This is a genomic window from Amycolatopsis sp. NPDC059235, assembly GCF_042754125.1.
Classification (GTDB): Bacteria; Actinomycetota; Actinomycetes; order Mycobacteriales; family Pseudonocardiaceae; genus Amycolatopsis; species Amycolatopsis albidoflava.
The window spans coordinates 73,172-92,351 of the sequence record NZ_JBHZAG010000028.1 but is presented as its reverse complement, the minus strand read 5'-3'; the positions used below and the strand labels follow the sequence as shown (position 1 = coordinate 92,351).

The following is a 19,180-nucleotide window of genomic DNA, read 5'->3' as shown; positions in this document are numbered from 1 at the left end:
TCAGTGTCCTTCCGGGACCGGACGGCTCGTCACGAGCGTGTGCGCGAGGCGGGCCGCGATCCGGGCTGTGCGGGTGTCGACGTCGTAGACGGGGTTCAGTTCGGTGATGTCGGCGAGGGCGAGCTTCGGGTCTCTCGCGACCAGCCGGCACACCTCGAGGACGACCGCGGCGGGTACGCCGAGGGTCGAGGGAGCGCTGACCCCTGGCGCCTGCGCGGCGGGGAGCACGTCGAGATCGATCGACAGGTACAGCGCGTCGACGTCCGCGACGAAGGCCCGGACGAAGTCGAGAACTGGCTCGAGACGGCGTTCCTGGCAGTCGACGTCCAGGAGGTGGCGGACGTTCAGCTCGGCGGCCGTCTCGAACAGCGCGGCGGTGTTGCCGGGTTCGCTGATCCCGACCACGGCGTAGGCGAATTCCGCGCCGCGCTCGGCTTCCCTGGCGGCGATCTGTCGGAACGGGGTGCCCGAGGACGCCCGGTCGGCGGTCCGCAGGTCGAAGTGCGCGTCGAGGTTGAGGACGCCGAGGCGTCGGCCGTCCAGCAGACCGCTGCGGGCGAGGCCGAGGTAGGAGCCGTACGCCGTTTCGTGGCCGCCGCCGAGCACAAGCGGCAGATGCCCGTCGGCGAGCTGCTTCGCGACCAGCTCGCCGAGGTTTTCCTGCCCCGCTTCCAGCGCGTCGCCCTCGACGGAGACGTCGCCCGCGTCTCTGATGACGAACTCGGGCTGGATCGCGAACGACGCCAGCGCCTTGCGGATCGCTTCGGGCCCCGCCTGCGCTCCCGGCCGTCCGCCGTTGCGCCGGACCCCGGCGTCGCTGGCGAACCCGACCAGCGAAACGCCGCGGCCGCTGGAGAATTCGTTGACGGCGTGGTGCCATCGGCGATGTTCCGGACCGTTGCCGTCCTCGCGGCCGGTCCATGGGATGGTGCTCACACGTGCTCCTGCAATCGGCTGATGTCCTGCGCGGCGGCGTGGGTGAGCGTGACGAGGGAGTCGCGGCGCGGGCGCACGCGGAAATCCGGGGCCATCGTGCTCACCGCGCCGACGAGCTTGCGGTGCCGGTCCAGCACCGGCACGCTCACGCCCCACACCCCGGGGTCGACCTGGCCGACGCTCTCCGCGAACCCCTGGTCGCGCACCCGGCGCAGCTCGCTCTCCAGCTTCCCGACCTGCTCGCCGTCCAGCCCGTGCGCCTCGGCCGTCGCCGCGACCCGGTCCTCCGGCAGATACGCCAGCAAGGCCTGCGCACTCGCCCCGAAGACGAGCGGCTTGCTCAGCCCCGGCGAGAAACTGCACCGGATCACCCGGGTCCCCTCGGCCGCTTCGACGCAGAGCACGTCGTTGTCGCGGGCGATGAGGAACGCGGCGAGCTCGTCGGTGTCGGCCGCGAGCTGCCGCAGCCGCCGCTTGACGCCGCCCTGGCCGAGCGCCTCGCGGCGGTAGTTTTCGGCCATCTGGACGGTCAGCGAGCCCGCGCAGTACCGGCCGCGGGTGCGCGCCTGATGGACCAGGCCGATCTCGACGAACGTCGTCAGGTACCGGTAAACGGCGCTGGACGGAATGCCTGTGCCGACGGAGATCTCCTCCGCCGTGGCGCTCTCCCGTTCGGCGAACACCGCCAGGATCCGCGCCGCCCTGGTCCCGGCCTTCCGGTTGGCATCCGCGCTTGTCATGGCGCGCACGCTACGTCGCGGCCGGGCGGGTTCCTAGCGGGTATTCCCAGTTAATGGGAAGTTTATTCCCGGTGATTGGCTGTGTGCGGAGCGGAGCGGAGGCGTCCGTCAGTGACCGGCGGTGCCGTCCGGGCTGTGTTCGCCGTTGGGCAGGCAGTTCGGATCCCGGTAGCCCGGCCCGGTGAACCTGCTGCGGACTTCGTTGTCGTCGCTGACCTTCCGCGCCGCGGGGAACTGGACGCGGAACTGGTCGGCGATGCGCGCGGTGGCGTTCTGGTCCGTCGGCACCACCATGACCGAGGCGGGCATCGCGTCCGCCCCCGTCGTGCTCAACAACTCCGGCTGGTTCGCGAAGATCCGCCGGAACCTCGCGTAAGCCTCCTGCTGAGTCTCGGTGTAGGACCGCAGGACCCGGGGATCACCGCGCAACGCCCGGGCGACGTCCGCCATCTCGGCGTCGGTTTTGAGACTGACGGTCACGGTGCGGGCGCAGACGTCGTGGGTGCCGAGCGGTATCGCACCGTCCGGCAACGCGTACCCGTCCATCGCGCGCCCGTTGAACAGCCACCAGCCCGAAGCGCCCAGCACGGCGACGGCGGCCAGCACGACGGCCGCGATCGCCAGCCGATACCAGCGAGCCACGCGCGGCGGCGCGGCCGGCGGCGGGGCTGTCGTCTCGGGGTTCTCGGGCTCATTGTCCGCACCGGTGTCCCGGTCGTTCATCACGTTTCCCAATTCCGTGTTCGCCTGAATACAGTTCCCGGTTATCGGGCACGGGGACCCCGCCGTTACGGCAGTAAGCACGAAACTCCCGCGACACGGACAAAAGCCGTACGGAATACTCCTCTCTCGTGTTCCTGACAGTCACCACGACCCACCGCCCCGCCTCCGACTTGGGATTCCTGCTGCACAAGCACCCAGGCCGGGTGCAGTCGTTCGAGCTTTCCGCCGGGCAAGCGCACGTCTTCTACCCCGAGGCGTCCGACGAGCGGTGCACCGCCGCCCTGCTGCTCGAAGTCGACCCAGTCGCCCTCGTGCGCGGCAAGGCGGGTTCCGGCGACGGGTTCACCCTCGGCCAGTACGTGAACGACCGCCCCTACGCGGCGTCGAGCCTGCTTTCGGTGGCGTTGAAGGAAGTTTTCCGCACCGCGCTCACCGGCCGGTGCAAGTCGCATCCAGAGCTGGCGGCCCGGCCGATCCCGCTGGACATCCGGGTGCCCGCGTGCCCGGGCGGCATCGAACTGGTGCGCCGGATGTTCGAGCCCCTCGGCTGGACGGTCGAGGCGACGGAGCTCCCCCTGGATCCGGAGTTCCCGCAGTGGGGCGATTCGCGCTATGTCGACCTCCGGCTCACCGGCGAACTCCGGCTGGCCGACGCCCTCAACCACGTCTACGTGCTGCTTCCGGTGCTGGACAACGCGAAGCACTACTGGGTCAGCGAAGAGGAGATCGACAAACTGCTGCGGGCCGGCGGCGACTGGCTCGCCGGGCATCCGGAGAAGGAGCTCATCACCCGCCGCTATCTCGCGCACCGTCGTGCCTTGACGACCGCCGCGCTGACCCGGCTGGCCGAAGTGGACGATGCGGAGCCGGAGGAGATCGACAACGCGCTCGCCGCGCCCGCCGTCCTCGAGGCGCCGGACCGTCCGGTGCCGCTGGCCGAACAGCGGCGCGGCACGATCATGGCCGTGCTGCGGTCGCTGGGCGTCCGCTCGGTCGGCGATTTCGGCTGCGGCGAGGGCGCGCTGGTGCGCGACCTGCTGGCCGAGCGGTCGGTCGAGCGGATCGTGGCCGCGGACGTGTCGGCTCGCGCGTTGCAGGTCGCGGCGCGGAAGCTGCGGCTGGAGCGGATGTCCGAAAGGGACCGGGCCAGGCTGGAGCTGCTGCAGTCCTCGCTCACCTATCGCGACGACCGGCTCGCCGGGCTCGACGCGGCCGTGCTGATGGAGGTCGTCGAGCACGTCGACCCGCCGCGGCTCGAAGCGCTGGAGCGGACGGTGTTCGAGTTCGCCGCCCCGCGCGCGGTCGTCGTGACGACGCCCAACCGCGAGTACAACGTGCGGTTCGAGACGCTGCCCGCAGGCAAGCTGCGGCACCGGGACCACCGTTTCGAGTGGACTCGCGCCGAGTTCCGCGAGTGGGCGGACCGGGTCGCGAACAACCACGGCTACAGCGTGCGAATGCTGCCCGTCGGCTCTGACGACCCCGAAGTCGGCCCGGCGACGCAGCTGGCTCTGTTCACGAAAGGCGGTGCGGCATGAGCACGCTGGAAATCCCTGATCTGTGTCTTGTCGTGCTCATCGGTGCGAGCGGGTCGGGCAAATCGACGTTCGGCAGCGCGCGGTTCAAGGCGACGGAGGTCATTTCGTCGGACTTCTGCCGCGGCCTGGTGTCCGACGACGAGAACGACCAGTCGGCGACCAAGGACGCATTCGACGTCCTGCACTACATCGTCGGCAAACGGCTCGCCGCCGGGCGGCTGACCGTGATCGACGCGACCAACGTGCAGCCCGACGCGCGCAAATCGCTGGTCGCTCTGGCCAAGGAGCACGACGTGCTGCCGGTAGCGATCGTGCTGGACCTGCCGGAGTCGCTTTGCGTCGCGCGCAACGAAAGCCGCGCGGACCGGACCTTCGGCGCGCAGGTGATCCGGCGGCAGCGAGACCAGCTGCGTCGCGGGTTGCGCAGCCTGCAGAAGGAGGGCTTCCGGACGGTGCACGTGCTGCGCACCCCGGAGGAGGCCGCCGAAGCAACGATCACGCGGGTCCCGCTGTACAACGATTTGCGGCACGAGACCGGGCCGTTCGACATCGTCGGCGACATCCACGGCTGCCGGGTCGAACTCGAAGCGCTGCTCGCCGAACTCGGCTACGCCATCGACCGCGACGAGCAGGGCCGCGCGATCGGGGCGAAGCATCCGGAGCGGCGGGCGGTGTTCGTCGGCGATCTCGTCGACCGCGGCCCGGACACGCCGGGCGTGCTGCGGCTCGTGATGGGCATGGTGCGCGCCGGAAATGCCTTCTGTGTCACCGGAAACCACGAGCACAAGCTGCTGCGCGCGTTGCGCGGGCGGAATGTGCAAGTCACGCACGGGCTCGCGGAATCGCTGGAACAGCTCGCCGCCGAACCGGCCGAATTCCGTGCTGAGGCACAGGACTTCATGGACGGGCTGATCAGCCACTACGTCCTCGACGGCGGCCGGCTGGTCGTCGCGCACGCCGGGATCACCGAACGGTTCCAGGGCCGTGCGTCCGGGCGCGTGCGGAGCTTCTGCATGTACGGGGAGAGCACCGGCGAGACCGACGAATTCGGCCTGCCCGTGCGTTATCCGTGGGCGAACGAGTACCGGGGCCGTGCCATGGTCGTCTACGGCCACACCCCGGTGCCCTCGCCGGAATGGGTGAACAACACCCTGTGCCTGGACACCGGCTGCGTCTTCGGCGGAACCCTGACCGCGTTGCGGTATCCGGAAAAGGAGATCGTCTCCGTCCCGGCGGCCGAGGTCTATTACGAGCCGGCCAAACCGTTCCCGGCCAACCCGTCGGCCGCGGAGCCGGTGGCGCACCGCGACCCGGGCGTGCTGGACGTCACCGACGTCCTGGGCCGCCGCGTGATCGAGACCGCCTATCAGAAGCGGATCGGCGTCCGAGAAGAGAACGCCGCCGCCGCGCTGGAGGTGATGTCGCGGTTCGCGATCGACCCGCGCTGGCTGGTCTACCTGCCGCCGACCATGTCGCCGGTCGCCACCGCGACGGCCGACGGGCTGCTGGAGCATCCGACCCAAGCGTTCGACTACTTCCGCGCGGAGGGCGTGGATTCCGTGGTGTGCGAGGAAAAGCACATGGGTTCGCGCGCGGTCGCGCTCGTGTGCCGCTCGCTCGACGCGGCCCGCGCCCGCTTCGGCGCGCCTGGCGACGCGCTCGGCGCGGTGTGGACCCGGACCGGACGGCGCTTCTTCGCCGAAACGCTGACCGCCGAAGTAGTCGACCGGATCCGTGCTGCCGCGGAAAAGGCGGGCGTGTTCGACGAACTCGGCTCGGACTGGTTGCTGCTCGACGGCGAACTGCTGCCGTGGAGCGTCAAAGCCGAGCAGTTGCTGCGCGAGCAGTACGCGGCTGTCGGCGCTGCCGCCCGGTCCGCGCTCCCGGCCGCCGCGAGCGCGCTGGCCGCCGCGGATGCGTCCGGCCTCGACGTGTCGGCTTTGTTGGAGCGCACGACTTCCCGCGCAGCCAACGCGGACGCGTTCGCCCAGTCGTACCGACGCTATTGCTGGCCGACCGACGGCCTCGACGGCGTGCGCTTCGCGCCCTTCCAGGTGCTGGCGTCGGCTGGTCGCGCGCATCACCGGCAAAACCACGACTGGCACCTGGCGCTGGCCGACCGGCTCGTCGAAAGCAGCGACGGCTTCCTCGCCCCGACCGGCCGGATTTCGGTCAGCACCACCGATCCCGCCTCAGTCGCGGCGGCCGTCGACTGGTGGACCGGACTCACCGCGGAAGGCGGCGAGGGCATGGTGGTCAAACCGGCCGCCAACCTGGTGCGGGGATCGCACGGCCTCGTGCAGCCGGGGCTGAAGGTCCGCGGACGCGAGTACCTGCGGATCATCTACGGCCCCGACTACACCGAGGAACGCCACCTGACCCGGCTGCGGCAACGAGGCCTCGGCCACAAGCGCTCCCTGGCGCTGCGCGAGTACAGCCTCGGCCTCGAAGCGTTGGACCGGCTCGCCCGCGACGAGCCGATGTGGCGCGTGCACGAGTGCGTTTTCGCCGTGCTGGCACTGGAATCCGAGCCGGTGGACCCTCGCTTGTAGCTGGTCCCGGCGGCGCTCGTGAACCGGTGCGTTTTCGCGAATACTGCGAAAACGCACCGGTTTCCCGTCCTTACGCCGTATACGGCGACCGCTGCTCCAACGACGGGCTCACGTCCGGATGCCGCCCCTCCTGACCAGGAACCGGCGTGACCGTCGGAGCCTGCAGATCCGTCTCCGACCTCCGCGCCAGCCGCTCGTCCCGATGAGCGATCGCGTCCGCCACGTCCTGCTCGCCGCGGATCCGGGCCAGCGCGCCGAGCGTCGCCGCGTGCGCCAGCGCCAGGATCAGCAGCAGCACGCCCACCCGGCCGACGACGCCCGGCAGGTCGCTCCCGCCGATGTCGACGGTCGAGATCAAGGCCAGGATGCCCAGCGTCCCGAGGTGGAACAGCACGGTCACCAGGCGGGTCATCGAGGCGCCGGCTCCGGGGTCCCCGTAGGCGTTCGCGAGGTAGCGGCGGCCGCTGCGGTAGATGATCTGGCCGTCCACCAGGACCAGCGCGATCCCGATCGCGAGGAACGAGAGGTAGGCGTTGGTGCTCATGCCGGGTGCTCCTTTCCCTGCCGTGCTCCCGTTCCCTGGTTACCCGCGGCGCGGCGCCGGAAACGGGGCCTTTCGGGTGCCGCCGATGCGTCCGGCGGGTGATGATTGGCTCGGCCCGGGGCCGGGTAACCCGCACCGCATGGTTCAGCGCGAAGAGGACGGAAGAGGCACGCTCACCGCGGCTGCGCCAGTGGTCGAGCTGCGCCTGCCGGCGAACGGGGAGCTGCTGTTCCTCGCCAGGCTGGTGGCCGAGGACCTCGCTTCCTCGGCGGAATTCCGGCTCGACGAGGTCGCCGACCTCCGGTTGGCAGTCGACGAAGCCGTCGCGGCGCAGGCACGGCGGGCGGACGACGGCGCGGTCCTGGAATGCGCGTTCCGCTGCGCCAGCCGGATAACGGTCACCGTCACCACGACGTCGTCGTCGGAGTTCCCGCCCGGGCCGGACGAGGTCGGCTGGCTTATCCTGCGCGCGCTCACCGATTCGCTCGCCGCGTGGACCGAACCCGCGCCCGGCGCGGACGGCTGGCGGCTGTGCGTCGAATTCACCAAGGAGCCGTACCCCGCGCTGGGCTGAGTTTCGCTTCCGTCCGAACGGGAATCCGGCTCGCATGCGCCGAGTGGACGAACTTCTCGCCGAGCACGGCACGACTTTCGCCGAAGAGGCGGGCATCAAGCTGGCCGACAAACCGCAGCCGCTCTACCGGTTGCTGGTCCTCGCCACACTCCTGTCCACGCGAATCAGCGCCGACCTGGCCGTCGCCGCCGCGCGGGAACTCTCGCGTTCGGGCTGGCGTTCCCCGGCGGCGATGCGCGATTCCACATGGCAGCAACGCGTTGACGCGCTCGGCCGCGCCCACTACGTCCGGTACGACGAAAGCACCTCGCACCACCTCGGCGAAGGAGCCGATTTCCTCCGCGACCGCTACGGCGACGACCTGCGCCGGATGGCCGACGACGCCGACGGAGATCCGCGACGGCTGGAGAAACTCCTCGCCGAGTTCCCGCGGATCGGCCCGACCGGCGCGCAGATCTTTTGCCGGGAAGCACAGGCGGTCTGGCCGTGGCTGCGCCCGTATTTCGACCGCAAAGCCTTAGCCGGTGCGAAGAAAGCCGGTCTGCCCGACGATCCGCAACGGCTGGCGAAGCTGGTTCCTGGCGACGATCTGGCCAGGCTCGCGGCAGCATTGGTACGACGAAGCCTGCGGCGTTAGCCCGGGTGCTCCTCGACGCCCTCGCGCACGATCGCCACCGGGCACGGCGCGTGGTACGCCATCGCGTGGCTCACCGACCCGAGGAACGCGCCCCGCAGCGCACCGCGGCCGTGCCCGCCGACCACGAGCAGCGTCGCCGCCTCCGCGTGGTCCAGGAGCACCTCGGCCACGCTGCCCAGCGCCACTTCCCGTCGCACCACGACGTCCGGATGCAGCTCGCCGAGACCGGTCAGCGACTCCGCGAGCAGCCGCTCGCCCTCGTCTTGCGGGCTCTGCTGCCCCTCGCCACCGGAGCGGGCCGGGCCGAAGACGTCCTCCGGCGGTTCCGACCACACGTGCACCGCGTGCAAGCCGCACCCGTGCCGGTCGGCGAAGTCGTACGCGTACCGGACCGCCGCGACGCTGGCCGGCGACCCGTCCACCCCGACGACGACCCGCCGGGCCTTCTCCCTCCCCGGCCGCACCACGACGACCGGGCGCGCGCTCGTGTGCACCACCTGCGAGGCCGTCGACCCGAGCAGCAGCCGGGGCAGCCCGCCGCGCCCGGACGCGCCGACGACGATCAGCTCCGCCTGCCGCCCGATGTCGGCCAGCTCCCAGCTCGCCCGCCCGAACCGGACCCGGGTGCGCACCGGCAGCCCCGGCCGCTTCCGGCCGACCTCGGCGGCGACTCCGGCCAGCTCCTTCTCCGCGTAGTCCACCACGGACTGATCGGCCACGATCTCGCCCGCGACCGGGGTGATCACGCCGGGAACGAAGTCGACGTTCGGCATCGGCAACGTCATGGTCCGCACGAGGACCAGACACGTCCCGAGCGCCTCCGCCTCGGCGGCGGCCCAGTCCACGGCCAGCCGGGCGCCCTCGGAACCGTCGTCCCCGACGACGACTCCCGGCTCGGCCCGGTTCTCCTCGTCCATCACCCGCCTCCGTTCGCGCGCGACGCTTTCCCGCTAGGTACCCGGTCGCCTGGCACGGCAATCGGGCGCTGCCCGGTCCGGCGGCTTCCGCGCTGGTCAGCGGGGTTCGGGCGGCACGGGCGGTTCCGGCGGAGGCTCGGTGACCCGCTGCTCAGCAGGCACAAGGCCGAGGTGCGCGATGCGGCACGGACGCGGCCGCCCGGGCTCCTCCGCGCCGGGGCGTTCGACGGGGAGGCCTGAACCTCGGCAGCTCGGCGGCCCGTCACACCGAGTCCGGCGCCGATCTGCTCCACCGGCCCGGGCACCACCCTGCCAACCACCCGACAGCCGGGCCCGAACCCTGGGCGAACCCAACCGTCCCGCACACCGCGTCCGGCCCCGATCTGCTCCACCGGCCCAGGCACCACTCGACAGCCGGGCCAGAACCCCGCCAGCCCAGCCGCCCTCACACCGGGTCCGGCTCCCCCAGCTGCTCCACCGGCCCGTCCAGCTCCTCATGCCGAGCCGCGAGCGTCCCCGCCAGATGCACCAGCTTCACGTTCAACTGCTGCGAAGTCCGCCGCAGCAGGTCGAACGCCGCTTCCGCGTCCAGGCCCCGGCGGGCCATGATGATGCCCTTCGCCTGGCCGATCACGTCCCGGCTGTCCAGCGCGCGCCGCAGCTGCGCCTGGTGCAGTTCGCTCCTCGTCACCGCGTCCGTTTCGGCCACCGCGAGGGTCGCGTGGCTGGCCAGGAGCAGCACGACGTCGCGGTCTGCGTCGGCCAGGCCGCCGGGAGTGCGGGAGTAGAGGTTGAGCGCGCCGGAGAACCGCGCCACGGCGTCGTCGGCCAGCGCCGTCGCCAGCACTGCGCGCCAGCCCGCCTCGGCCACCGCCGGGGCCCAGCGCGGCCACTGCTCGTCGCTGCGCAGGTCGGCGCTCTCGAGGAATTCGGGCCGGTCGGGGATCGCGGCGTCGTGGCACGGGCCCTCGCCCAGCGTGTACTGCAGCCGGTCCAGGTCAGCGGCCTTCGGGTCGGTGTAGGCGGCGGTGTGGAAATGCCCGTCCGGCGCGCGCAGCGTGATCGACACCAGTTCGGCCGCGGGCACCAGCGACGCGGTCGCGTCCACGATCAGCTGCAGGACCTCGCCGACGGTCCGCGCGGCCAGGAGCATCTCGGTGAGCGTCCGGAACTGCTCGCCCGAGGGCCGCGGCGACTCGTCCTCGAAGGCCAGCGCCGCGGACGCGGAATCGGCGACCGGGACGCCCTCCTCTTCGAGCACCCGGCGGGCCACCCCGCCCTCCCGGCAGGCGAACACCGCTTCGCTCGGCCGGGCCGTCTTGCGCAGCGCGGCGAGGTCCTGGCTCGAGAACGAGGTCAGCTCGCTCAGCTCGAAAACCACCATCCGCGGCTCCGCGGCCAGCACCTCGCCCACCTCGGCGCGCAATCCGGCCGGGTCGCCGCTCAGCCGCACCACGGCCGAATAGTCGATCGACGCTTCCACGTTTCCCTCCCCGCCAGCCCGGTTCACCAGCAGTCGTTCCTGCCAACTTACTCGGGTCGAGGGCTGTGCAAGCCAGGTGCGCGTGCTGGGGAACAGCCGCCGCGATCCGGCCCGAGGGCACGGCTTTCGCCCGGCCCCTCCGGAAACCGGGAGGGCCGGACGAGCCGGGAACCGCTAGCCGACCTCGGCCGCCAGGTTCCGCGCGGCGGAGCCTGCTTCGACGGCGTCGGCAAGGCGTTCGACCACCCGCATCTCCCGGTCGAGCCCGAGAACTCGCAGCGGCCGCAGCACCGCGCGCCCCGCGGCGACCACGGCGAACGCGACGCCCGCCGCGTCCGCCGCCCGCGCGGCGCCGGTCAGCACCTCGAGCCCGCTGACCGAGCAGAACGTGACTTCGGTGGCGTCGACGATCAAAGCGAGCGGGCGCAGCGCCGTTTCGTCGGCCAGCACCTCGCGCAGCCGATCGGTGGAGCGCAGGTCCAGTTCGGCGGAAACCGCGACGACAGTCTCGCCCGCGGTAGTGGTGATCAGGGTTCTCGCCGGCGTTCCCGGCAGACACGAAAGCGTTTCATGCACCATGGAGCCCTCCTCGCAGATGCGAGACCGGGCCCGCGTTCGCGGCCCGGCCCTGGGCCCGAAGGAACGGGCCACACGGGATCAGGCGACGGCACGTGGGCTGAACCGCTCCTGGCAAGACCCTACCGCAGCACGGGGTCCGACGCACTGCCCGCCGCCTGCCGAAGCATCGATCTCGCCGGAGGAACTGTGGACAATGGACAGTCTCGGACACCCCGGCCGCAACGACGAAACCTTTCCATGCCAGCAATTATCCGAAGTCCATAATGGACTGAACGAGCCGCGCCGCCGGAACGGGAGCGGGCACTCCCGCCCAGGTTTCGCCCGAACCGGCTCGGGTACCCGAACAAGACGGTGACCCACCCGCACGACCGCGAGCCCGGACGTGTCCGATCTGCCCCGGCCGACGTCCGCGCGCGATGGCCGCCGCTCAGAAGCCGCGACTCGACCTGCGCCAACGCTGCGGAAACTCGCCAATAGCGTCCTCTGGCCCACGACGCCCGCGCTCTCGCAGCAAGCTAGTTCAGCGCCGCGAGGCACCGCCGCCGACCTTCGGCCGGGACGGCTCCCCGCGACGCCGAACCACTTCGCTATCCGGTTCGCCCTGTCCTGAGGCTTACTTCAACCGCTCGAGCAGCGCGTCGCAGAACGCCGGCAGGTCGTCGGGATTGCGCGACGTGATGACGCCGTCATCCGTCACGACCTCGCGGTCCACCCATTCCGCGCCCGCGTTGCGCAGGTCGGTTCGCAGCGACGGCCACGAAGTGACGGTCCGGCCGCGCGCGAGCCCGGCTTCGGCGAGCAGCCAAGGCCCGTGGCACACGGCCGCGACCGGCTTGCCCGCGGCGGCCGTTTCCCGGACCAGCGCGACCATCGGCTCGCTGGTGCGGATCTTGTCCGGCGAATACCCGCCGGGCACCACGACCGCGTCGAAGTCCGCCGCGACGGCCTCGTCCGCGGCTTGGTCGGTGGTGATTTCGGTGCCGTGCAAGGCAGTGAGCTTCTTGCCCCGCTCCAGGCCGACGACCACCGCCTCGTGCCCGGCGGCGCGCAACCGCTCGCACGGCACCAGGAATTCGTCGTCTTCGGTCATCTCGTCCACGAGCACTGCCACGCGGGCCATGCTGGTCTCCTTTCTGAACGGCGTCCGTTGCCGCCCGGTTACCCGCCGTCCGGCCGGGCCATGCCGCTTGTGCGGTGTCCCACGGCAGCCCCGCGGTCCCACGACGAAAAGCGCCTTGGAACCGCGGGGAAAACCGCGTCAGCCCGGAGGTTCGACGTCCCCGCGCCACGACCCCGTTTCGCGTCCGCGCTGCTCGATGAACTGCTTGAACCGCACCATGTCCCCCTTCACGCGCCGGTCCAGGATCCCGAGCTTGTCGGCGGCGTTCTCGGCGAGCCCCTCCGGGTCGATCTCCATCTGCGCGGTGACCCGCGTTTTGGTGTCGGCCAGCCGGTGGAACGTGATCACCCCGGCGTGGTCCGGCCCGGAATCCGAGCGCCAGGCGACCCGTTCGTCCGGGTGCTGCTCGGTGATGGTCGCGTCGAACTCCCGGCCGACGCCGCCGAACCGGGTGACCCAGTGCGTGTGCGTCGCGTCGAGCTGGCGGATCTCCTCCACGCCCTCCATGAACTCGGGGAACGATTCGAACTGCGTCCACTGGTTGTACGCGGTCGACACCGGGACGTCGACGTCCACGATTTCGGTGATCGTGCTGCTCATCCACTCCTCCTCGCAAGCGGGTACCGGCCCCGGGTGCCCGGGGCGCGGCGGGGCGAAACCGGCGCGATTGCCCGGCCGCGCGCCGGGTACCCGTTCAGCGGAAAGGAGGCGCCCATGCGAGTCGTGATCGTCGGCAGCGGGTTCGCCGGATACCACGCCGCGCGGAAACTGCTGCGCACCCTCGGCGACCGCGCCGAGATCGTCGTGCTGAACCCGACCGACTATTTCCTGTACCTGCCGTTGCTGCAGGAGGTGGCCAGCGGGATCGTCGACCCCCGGCACGTCGCGGTGTCCATTCCGGACACTCTGCGCGGCGTGCGGCTGGTGCTGGGCACCGCGGAGTCGGTCGACTTCGACGCCCGCACCGTGACCTTCACCGACCCGGAGGACCAGCAGCGGAAACTGCACTACGACCGGCTGATCCTCGCGGCGGGCAGCGTCAACAAGCTGCTGCCGATCCCCGGGGTCGCCGAATGCGCGCACGGTTTCCGCGGCCTGCCCGAAGCGTTGTACCTGCGCGACCACATCACTCGGCAGATCGAGCTGGCCGCCGCGACCGACGACCGGTCCGAACGCGACGCCCGGTGCACGTTCGTCGTCGTCGGCGCGGGCTACACCGGCACCGAGGTCGCCGCGCAGGGCCCGGAGTTCACCGCCGCCCTCGCGCGCCGTCATCCCGAACTCGACGGACAGCCGATTCGCTGGCTGCTGCTGGACATCGCCGACCGCGTACTGCCCGAATTGGACCCTCGGCTCGGCGCCACCGCCGACCGGGTGCTGCGCGAACGCGGCGTCGAGGTCCGGATGAAGACGTCGGTGGACCGGGCGGACGTCGAAGGCGTGACGCTGACCACCGGCGACGCGGTGCCGACGCATACGCTCGTGTGGTGCGTGGGCGTCCGCCCCGATCCGCTGGTCTCCGACCTGGGCCTGGAAACCGTGAAGGGCAGGCTGATCGTCACGCCGGAGCTGAACGTGCCCGGCCGCGACGACGTGTACGCCTGCGGCGACGCGGCCGCGGTGCCGGATCTGACCCGTCCCGGCGAGACCACCCCGATGACCGCGCAACACGCGCAGCGGCAAGGAAAACTCGCCGGGAACAACGTCGCCGCTTCGCTCGGTGTCGGCCGCCGTCGCCGGTACCGGCACCACGATCTCGGCTTCGCCGTCGACCTCGGCTCGGGCCAGGGCGCGGCGAACCCGCTGCACATCCCGCTGGCCGGCCTACCCGCCCGGCTGGTGACCCGCGGCTATCACCTGCTGTCCCTGCCGGGAAACCGGCTGCGCACGGCCGCCGATTGGGCGCTGCAGAAGATCGGGCGGCGCCAGACCGTGCAGCTGGGGCTCGTCCGTTCGGGCGCGGTCCCGCTGGACACCGCGTCGCCCGAGCTGCCTCGGACCCGGTGAGGCTTTCCCGAACGTTGGAAGGAAGAAATGGACACGCACGAACTCCGCGCGCTGCTGACCGACGGCCCGTTCGTCTCGGTGCACTTCGACGAATCGCACGACACCGAGGACGCGGCCAAGCAGTTGCGGTTGCGGCTCAAGGAAATCGAGGCCGCGCTCGAAGGCCAGGGCGCCGACCGGCCGACTGTCGGCGAAGTCCTCCGCGCCGTGGAGGAAAGCCCTCCGCCGGTCGGACGGGCCGGCCGCACCATCGTCGCCGCGCACGGCACCGTCCTGCTCGACCGGCGGCTCGCCGCTCCGCCGCCGGCGCAGGAAGCGCGTTACTCCGCGCTGCCGTACTTCCTGCCGACGGTGAGCCATCTCGAAGAAGCGCCCGCCCATCTGGTGGTGCTCGTCGACCGGACCGGCGCCGACATCGAGGTGCACCGACCGGACGGCAGCGTGGAAACCGAAACCGTGCGCGGGCAGGAACACCCGGTGCACAAGGTCCGCGGCGGCGGTCCGGCGCACCGCGACATCCAGTCGCACGCCGAGCAGACCGCACACCGCAATCTCTCGGAAGTCGCCGAGCACGTCGCGAAGGCCGCCGAACGCGTGCGTCCGCGAGCGATCGTCCTGGCCGGCGAAGTCCAGGCCCGCACCGAACTGCACGAGCGCCTGCCGGAACCGGCGCGCTCGCTCGCCGCGGAGGTCGACGCGGGCGGCCGGGCCTCCGGCGCCGATCGGTCCGAACTGGACCGCGCCGTGCACGAACTGCTGACCGGGCAACGGTTGCGCGAGCTGGACGACCTCGCCGAACGCTTCCGCGCCGAAGCCGCCCGCGAATCGGCGCTGGCGGTGAGCGGGTTGTCCGCCGTGACCGCCGCGCTGGCGGAGGCGAACGTGGCGACGCTGCTGGTGGGAGACTCCGGCGAGGCCAGCGTGTACACCGGCCCGGAACCGACCCAGATCGGCGTAGCGCGGCCCCGCCTGGACGCACTCGGAGCGGACGACCCAGCCCGCCGTCGCGCGGACGAGGCTCTGCCCTACGCGGCGGTGGCAGTCGGCGCGGATGTCGTGGTGATGGACGAACGGCTCGACCTGGCCGACGGATTCGGTGCCCTGCTGCGCCATCCGTGACGCGCATGGCTGGGCCCGGGTGCCTCGACACCCGGGCCCAGCTCGTGTCTACAGTGGACTCTCAGCGCAATGCGGGCAGCAACTCCCGCTCCGCGAACTCCACGAACCCCGGCTGCTGCTCCGCACCGCCGATCTGCACCAACGCCACATCGGTGAACCCCGCCTGCGCGAACTCCTTCACCGCGTCCACAATCGGCCCCGCGTCCGGACCGCACGGGATCCCCGCCGCCACGTCGTCCTCGCGCACGAATTGCGTCGCCGCGTCGAACGCTCGCGTCCCCGGCAACTCCGCGTTCACCGGCCACCCCGAACCGAACCACCGGAACTGCTCGTGCGCCCGGCGGATCGCCGCCCCGCGGTCCGGGTCCCAGCTGACCGGCAGCTGGCCGATCTTGCGCGTCGGCGGCCCGAGCCGAGCGTGGTCCCATTCAGTGCAGAGTTCCGCGTTCGGTTCGACCGCGACCATCGCGTCAGCCACCGGCGCGAAGCGCTGCACCGATTTCGGGCCGGACACCGCGATCGCGAGCGGCACGCGCGTCGGCGAGAGGTCCCACAGTTTCGCCCCGTCGGCGCGATAATGCTGGCCGGTATAGGTGAACGTGCCGCCGTCGAACAGGCCGCCGATGATCTGCACCGCCTCGGCGAGCCGGTCGTGCCGCACCGACACCGACGGCCAGCCCCGGCCCACGACGTGCTCGTTCAGGTTCTCCCCCGAGCCGAGCCCGAGAGTGAACCGGCCCTCGGACAGCAGTTGCACGGTCGCGGCCTTCTGCGCGACCACTACCGGGTGGTACCGCATGGTCGGGCAGGTCACGAGCGTCATCAGTTCGATCCGCTCGGTCGCCTGCGCCACCGCGCCGAGCACGCTCCACGCGTACGGCGCGTGCCCCTGTTCGGCCAGCCACGGCGAATAGTGGTCGCTGCAGGCCGCGAAATCGAATCCGGCCTCCTCGGCGGCGGTCGCGCAGCCGACCAGCTCGCGCGGCCCGGTCTGTTCAGTCATCAAGGTGTAGCCGATGCGCATGTTCTCCCCGTTCGACGGGCTCTTCGCAGGGCGCGTACGCCCCGGAACCTCTTTCTCCCCGCCCGGTTACCCTGTCCCGGCCCGGTTCACCCGTCGCGTCTGTCCGAAAGAGACTCCGGGGCGTCAGGACCCGGCCAGCGCCGCCTCGACCGTCGGGTACAGCGGGAGGCTCCGCTCCAGGCCGGTGAGCTGGATGGGCCGCACCGTCGCCCGGCCGGACGCGACGATGCGCAGGCTGGCGCGCGACGCCCGGTCCTGCGTCATGGTCACCAGCGCGGTCAGCCCGGCCGAGGCCAGGAACTCCACCGCGGCGAGATCCACCACCAGCACCGGCGGAGCCGCGGCCAGCGCCTCCTCGACCGCCGCGGTCAGCAGCGGCGCGGTGACCATGTCGACCTCGCCGTAGACCGTCAGCACCGCGACCGGAGGACGGTCGTCGCGCTCGACGCGGAACTCGCGCACCGGGTCGCTGCCGGGATCGGTCGGCTCGTCCATCGTCATGGTCCCGTCGTCGGTCGCCCCTGCCCGGCCGGGCAGGCGGGAGGCACCTCACCATGATGCCCGTCCCTCCGCGACGACGCAGGCGAGCGGCGGTCGATCCGCTCCGCCCGGTTCCGCCGAAGCATTAACGCCGACGCTCGTCCTTACGCCGTTTGCCTGATCCCTTGCCTTCCCGTCGATCAATGCGGTGACAAATTCACACCGGGCGATCAGGAAACGGGCACGGCCCCGAAGAATTGCCCGCCGATCCCATGTTTCACTCGACCGAGTGAGGGTATCCGACGGTGAGCACGCCTCATTCCCCACTGAGAGAAGGAAGACGAGGTTCTCCCCGTGATTGTTCTCGGCGTCATTCTGCTCGTGATCGGGTTCGTCGCCTCGATCCAGATTTTGTGGAGCATCGGGATCGCCCTCGTGGTGATCGGCGCGATACTGGCGGTGCTCGGCGGGACCGGGCGCCGAATCGGCGGCCGTGCCCATTGGTACTGATCCCAGTACTGGTCGCCGGAAACGGAAACCGCTGGCTGAGGCTCCGGGACGAATCCCGGAGCCTCAGCCCGTTCCGGTCAGCCGGGCCGCCAGTTCCCGTGCGGCCCGCACCGTCGTCGACCCCCGTTCGCGGGCGCGCGACAGCACCGCGCTCGTCGTGTCCGCGATCGCGTCGACCTTCGCGTTCGCCGCCGCCTCGTCCCAGCCGAGTTCCTCGCGGCCGACCGCGTGGATGATCCCGCCGGCACTGGCGACGACATCCGGAATCCACGTGATTCCCCGGTCCCGCAACACCGTCGCGACCTCGTCGGCGACGAGCTGGTTGTTCGCCGGACCCACGATCAGCGACGCGCCGCACGCCGCGGCCGACTCCGCCGTCAGCAGTCCGCCCGTCGCGGCGGGCACGAGAACGTCCAGCCGCTCCCGCACCAGATCCGCCGTCGTCCAGCTCGCCCCGAGTTGTTCCGCCACCGGCCGGAGCTCGCCGTCGACGTCCGTCACGACGACGTCCGCGCCCTGGGCGAGCAGCGATTCGCAGACGAGCCGCCCGACGCTCCCGAACCCGATCACGCCCACCCGCGACCCCGCGACCGAACCCGGCGCGACCCCGGCCCGAAGCGCCGCCAAGACTCCCCGCGCGGTGGCCGCGCTCGACGTCCCGCTGCCGCCTTGCGCCTCCGGACGGCAGAACGCCCAGCCGTGCGCGAGGCGGTGGATCTCCGCCATGTCCTCGGATGTCGACCCGATGTCCGGCCCGGTGCGATATCGCCCGCCCAGCGCGGAAATCGCCTCGGCGATGTCGGCGATCAGGTCGCGCCGCCGCGCTCCCTCCGCGGGCAGGACCGCGACAGTTTTGCCGCCCCCGTAAGGAAGTCCGGCCAGGGCGCACTTCATCGTCATCGCCGCCGACAACCGCAGCGCGTCGTCCACCCCGTCCCGCCACGTCGGATACGGCTTGATCCGGCACCCGCCGATCGCGGGCCCCCGCTCCGTCGAATGAATCGCGACGGCGATCGGGACCCCCGACCGGGTGCCGCGAACAACCCGCAGTACTTCCCCTTCAAAACTCTCTGTTCGGTTCACGGCCGCAAGCCTGCCCCTTCCGTCGCCCTTGCTAGCCCGCAGACAGTGATATGTTCGGAAAATGCCCGAACTTCCGAACCTGGATCGGATCGACAGCCTCATCGTCCACGAACTCCAGCAGGACGCCCGGATCCCGATGCGCGACCTCGCCGAACGCGTCGGCGTCGCCGCGTCCACCTGTTCCGAGCGCATCGGCAGGCTGCAGGCCCGCCGCGTGCTGACCGGATTCCACGCCGAGGTCGACCTGCCCGCGCTGGGCAGGTCGGTGCAGGCCATGGTGTTCGCCCAGATCCGCCCGCTCAGCCGGCCGGTCATCGACCGTTTCCGCCGCGACGCGCTCGCGATGCCGGAGGTGATGGCCGTCTTCGTCCTCGCCGGCGGCGACGATTTCCTGCTGCACGTCGCGGTCCCGGACGTCGCCCGGCTGCACACGTTCCTCGTCGAGGATCTCAGCAGCCGCAAGGAAGTCGTGCAGTTCCGCAGTTCGATCGTGTTCGACCACAGCCGCAAGCGGGCGATCGAAAACCTCGCCGGGGAGCAGTGACCGGGCGTCGCCGGTCGCCAATATTTCGTAAAGACCAATTAATCCGCCGCGCCAAAAGATACCCACCTCG

The 19,180-nt window shown here is 71.2% G+C and carries 20 protein-coding genes; 8 read left to right on the top strand and 12 right to left on the bottom strand.

What is annotated here, in order from left to right; all coding sequences use genetic code 11:
- The 3 genes from hutG to ACFXI3_RS20180 all read right to left on the bottom strand — a co-directional run bounded on the left by hutG (window position 1) and on the right by ACFXI3_RS20180 (window position 2,399).
- Window positions 1-936 carry a formimidoylglutamase gene (gene hutG / locus ACFXI3_RS20190; protein WP_378401195.1) on the bottom strand — a complete coding sequence of 312 codons (936 nt, stop codon included), beginning with the start codon at window positions 934-936 and terminating at the stop codon, window positions 1-3.
- Window positions 933-1,676 carry an IclR family transcriptional regulator gene (locus ACFXI3_RS20185; protein ID WP_378401193.1) on the bottom strand — a complete coding sequence of 248 codons (744 nt, stop codon included), beginning with the start codon at window positions 1,674-1,676 and terminating at the stop codon, window positions 933-935. Before ACFXI3_RS20185 ends, hutG begins: the two co-directional genes overlap by 4 nt.
- 108 nt (window positions 1,677-1,784) lie before the next feature.
- Window positions 1,785-2,399, bottom strand: a complete 615-nt coding sequence (locus tag ACFXI3_RS20180) for a permease-like cell division protein FtsX (protein ID WP_378401191.1) — start codon at window positions 2,397-2,399, stop codon at window positions 1,785-1,787.
- Window positions 2,400-2,527: 128 nt separating this feature from the next.
- Between ACFXI3_RS20180 and ACFXI3_RS20175 the strand changes: the two genes are divergently transcribed.
- Both ACFXI3_RS20175 and ACFXI3_RS20170 read left to right on the top strand, forming a co-directional pair.
- Window positions 2,528-3,937 carry a 3' terminal RNA ribose 2'-O-methyltransferase Hen1 gene (locus tag ACFXI3_RS20175; RefSeq protein ID WP_378401189.1) on the top strand — a complete coding sequence of 470 codons (1,410 nt, stop codon included), beginning with the start codon at window positions 2,528-2,530 and terminating at the stop codon, window positions 3,935-3,937.
- Window positions 3,934-6,489 carry a polynucleotide kinase-phosphatase gene (locus ACFXI3_RS20170; protein WP_378401187.1) on the top strand — a complete coding sequence of 852 codons (2,556 nt, stop codon included), beginning with the start codon at window positions 3,934-3,936 and terminating at the stop codon, window positions 6,487-6,489. Before ACFXI3_RS20175 ends, ACFXI3_RS20170 begins: the two co-directional genes overlap by 4 nt.
- A 70-nt stretch (window positions 6,490-6,559) precedes the next feature.
- Here the strand turns inward: ACFXI3_RS20170 and ACFXI3_RS20165 are convergent, their stop codons facing one another.
- Window positions 6,560-7,033 (bottom strand): hypothetical protein, encoded by a 474-nt coding sequence (locus ACFXI3_RS20165; RefSeq protein ID WP_344272932.1) that lies wholly within the window; start codon window positions 7,031-7,033, stop codon window positions 6,560-6,562.
- 139 nt (window positions 7,034-7,172) lie between these two features.
- Between ACFXI3_RS20165 and ACFXI3_RS20160 the strand changes: the two genes are divergently transcribed.
- Entirely contained in the window at window positions 7,173-7,607 is a 435-nt protein-coding gene (locus ACFXI3_RS20160; RefSeq protein WP_378401185.1) for a hypothetical protein, read from the top strand.
- Between the two features lie 34 nt (window positions 7,608-7,641).
- Window positions 7,642-8,244, top strand: a complete 603-nt coding sequence (locus ACFXI3_RS20155; protein ID WP_378401183.1) for an endonuclease — start codon at window positions 7,642-7,644, stop codon at window positions 8,242-8,244.
- Here ACFXI3_RS20155 and ACFXI3_RS20150 read toward each other — a convergent pair.
- The 5 genes from ACFXI3_RS20150 to ACFXI3_RS20130 all read right to left on the bottom strand — a co-directional run bounded on the left by ACFXI3_RS20150 (window position 8,241) and on the right by ACFXI3_RS20130 (window position 12,943).
- A complete protein-coding gene (locus ACFXI3_RS20150) occupies window positions 8,241-9,161 on the bottom strand; it encodes a universal stress protein (RefSeq protein ID WP_378401181.1) in 921 nt (306 codons plus the stop codon). The genes ACFXI3_RS20155 and ACFXI3_RS20150 overlap by 4 nt on opposite strands.
- Window positions 9,162-9,606: 445 nt before the next feature.
- On the bottom strand, window positions 9,607-10,644 hold the full coding sequence (locus ACFXI3_RS20145) for a GAF and ANTAR domain-containing protein (protein ID WP_344272921.1): 1,038 nt from the start codon (window positions 10,642-10,644) through the stop codon (window positions 9,607-9,609).
- 174 nt (window positions 10,645-10,818) lie between these two features.
- Window positions 10,819-11,223, bottom strand: coding sequence for an STAS domain-containing protein (locus tag ACFXI3_RS20140; protein WP_378401179.1), 405 nt, complete (start codon window positions 11,221-11,223; stop codon window positions 10,819-10,821).
- 613 nt (window positions 11,224-11,836) lie between these two features.
- The gene (locus ACFXI3_RS20135) at window positions 11,837-12,343 is read right to left on the bottom strand and encodes a type 1 glutamine amidotransferase domain-containing protein (RefSeq protein ID WP_344272915.1); all 507 of its coding nucleotides are present in this window, start codon (window positions 12,341-12,343) and stop codon (window positions 11,837-11,839) included.
- A gap of 138 nt (window positions 12,344-12,481) precedes the next feature.
- Window positions 12,482-12,943, bottom strand: a complete 462-nt coding sequence (locus ACFXI3_RS20130; protein WP_378401176.1) for an SRPBCC family protein — start codon at window positions 12,941-12,943, stop codon at window positions 12,482-12,484.
- Between the two features lie 114 nt (window positions 12,944-13,057).
- Here ACFXI3_RS20130 and ACFXI3_RS20125 point away from each other — a divergent pair, with 114 nt between their 5' ends.
- Complete coding sequence (locus ACFXI3_RS20125; RefSeq protein WP_378401174.1) at window positions 13,058-14,350, top strand: NAD(P)/FAD-dependent oxidoreductase; 1,293 nt, start codon at window positions 13,058-13,060, stop codon at window positions 14,348-14,350.
- Between the two features lie 27 nt (window positions 14,351-14,377).
- The gene (locus ACFXI3_RS20120; protein WP_378401172.1) at window positions 14,378-15,469 is read left to right on the top strand and encodes a Vms1/Ankzf1 family peptidyl-tRNA hydrolase; all 1,092 of its coding nucleotides are present in this window, start codon (window positions 14,378-14,380) and stop codon (window positions 15,467-15,469) included.
- A 61-nt stretch (window positions 15,470-15,530) separates the two neighbouring features.
- Here the strand turns inward: ACFXI3_RS20120 and ACFXI3_RS20115 are convergent, their stop codons facing one another.
- Window positions 15,531-16,493 carry a TIGR03557 family F420-dependent LLM class oxidoreductase gene (locus ACFXI3_RS20115; RefSeq protein WP_344272903.1) on the bottom strand — a complete coding sequence of 321 codons (963 nt, stop codon included), beginning with the start codon at window positions 16,491-16,493 and terminating at the stop codon, window positions 15,531-15,533.
- A 123-nt stretch (window positions 16,494-16,616) separates the two neighbouring features.
- Window positions 16,617-16,994, bottom strand: a complete 378-nt coding sequence (locus ACFXI3_RS20110; RefSeq protein ID WP_344272899.1) for an STAS domain-containing protein — start codon at window positions 16,992-16,994, stop codon at window positions 16,617-16,619.
- A gap of 333 nt (window positions 16,995-17,327) precedes the next feature.
- On the opposite strand from ACFXI3_RS20110, the gene ACFXI3_RS20105 reads away from it, so the two are divergent.
- Entirely contained in the window at window positions 17,328-17,483 is a 156-nt protein-coding gene (locus tag ACFXI3_RS20105) for a hypothetical protein (RefSeq protein WP_344272896.1), read from the top strand.
- Between the two features lie 63 nt (window positions 17,484-17,546).
- Here the strand turns inward: ACFXI3_RS20105 and ACFXI3_RS20100 are convergent, their stop codons facing one another.
- Window positions 17,547-18,566 carry a Glu/Leu/Phe/Val dehydrogenase dimerization domain-containing protein gene (locus ACFXI3_RS20100; RefSeq protein ID WP_378401170.1) on the bottom strand — a complete coding sequence of 340 codons (1,020 nt, stop codon included), beginning with the start codon at window positions 18,564-18,566 and terminating at the stop codon, window positions 17,547-17,549.
- Window positions 18,567-18,627: 61 nt separating this feature from the next.
- On the opposite strand from ACFXI3_RS20100, the gene ACFXI3_RS20095 reads away from it, so the two are divergent.
- Window positions 18,628-19,110, top strand: coding sequence for an Lrp/AsnC family transcriptional regulator (locus tag ACFXI3_RS20095; RefSeq protein ID WP_344272890.1), 483 nt, complete (start codon window positions 18,628-18,630; stop codon window positions 19,108-19,110).
- Window positions 19,111-19,180 lie beyond the last annotated feature (70 nt).

Excerpts from the sequence above, each read along its gene's own strand:
- ACFXI3_RS20185 (WP_378401193.1), bottom strand. The coding sequence starts at position 1,676 with ATGACAAGCGCGGATGCCAACCGGAAGGCCGGGACCAGGGCGGCGCGG.
- ACFXI3_RS20180 (WP_378401191.1), bottom strand. The coding sequence starts at position 2,399 with ATGAACGACCGGGACACCGGTGCGGACAATGAGCCCGAGAACCCCGAG.
- ACFXI3_RS20170 (WP_378401187.1), top strand. The coding sequence starts at position 3,934 with ATGAGCACGCTGGAAATCCCTGATCTGTGTCTTGTCGTGCTCATCGGT.
- ACFXI3_RS20165 (WP_344272932.1), bottom strand. The coding sequence starts at position 7,033 with ATGAGCACCAACGCCTACCTCTCGTTCCTCGCGATCGGGATCGCGCTG.
- ACFXI3_RS20160 (WP_378401185.1), top strand. The coding sequence starts at position 7,173 with ATGGTTCAGCGCGAAGAGGACGGAAGAGGCACGCTCACCGCGGCTGCG.
- ACFXI3_RS20155 (WP_378401183.1), top strand. The coding sequence starts at position 7,642 with ATGCGCCGAGTGGACGAACTTCTCGCCGAGCACGGCACGACTTTCGCC.
- ACFXI3_RS20150 (WP_378401181.1), bottom strand. The coding sequence starts at position 9,161 with ATGGACGAGGAGAACCGGGCCGAGCCGGGAGTCGTCGTCGGGGACGAC.
- ACFXI3_RS20140 (WP_378401179.1), bottom strand. The coding sequence starts at position 11,223 with ATGGTGCATGAAACGCTTTCGTGTCTGCCGGGAACGCCGGCGAGAACC.
- ACFXI3_RS20135 (WP_344272915.1), bottom strand. The coding sequence starts at position 12,343 with ATGGCCCGCGTGGCAGTGCTCGTGGACGAGATGACCGAAGACGACGAA.
- ACFXI3_RS20130 (WP_378401176.1), bottom strand. The coding sequence starts at position 12,943 with ATGAGCAGCACGATCACCGAAATCGTGGACGTCGACGTCCCGGTGTCG.
- ACFXI3_RS20125 (WP_378401174.1), top strand. The coding sequence starts at position 13,058 with ATGCGAGTCGTGATCGTCGGCAGCGGGTTCGCCGGATACCACGCCGCG.
- ACFXI3_RS20120 (WP_378401172.1), top strand. The coding sequence starts at position 14,378 with ATGGACACGCACGAACTCCGCGCGCTGCTGACCGACGGCCCGTTCGTC.
- ACFXI3_RS20115 (WP_344272903.1), bottom strand. The coding sequence starts at position 16,493 with ATGCGCATCGGCTACACCTTGATGACTGAACAGACCGGGCCGCGCGAG.
- ACFXI3_RS20110 (WP_344272899.1), bottom strand. The coding sequence starts at position 16,994 with ATGACGATGGACGAGCCGACCGATCCCGGCAGCGACCCGGTGCGCGAG.
- ACFXI3_RS20095 (WP_344272890.1), top strand. The coding sequence starts at position 18,628 with ATGCCCGAACTTCCGAACCTGGATCGGATCGACAGCCTCATCGTCCAC.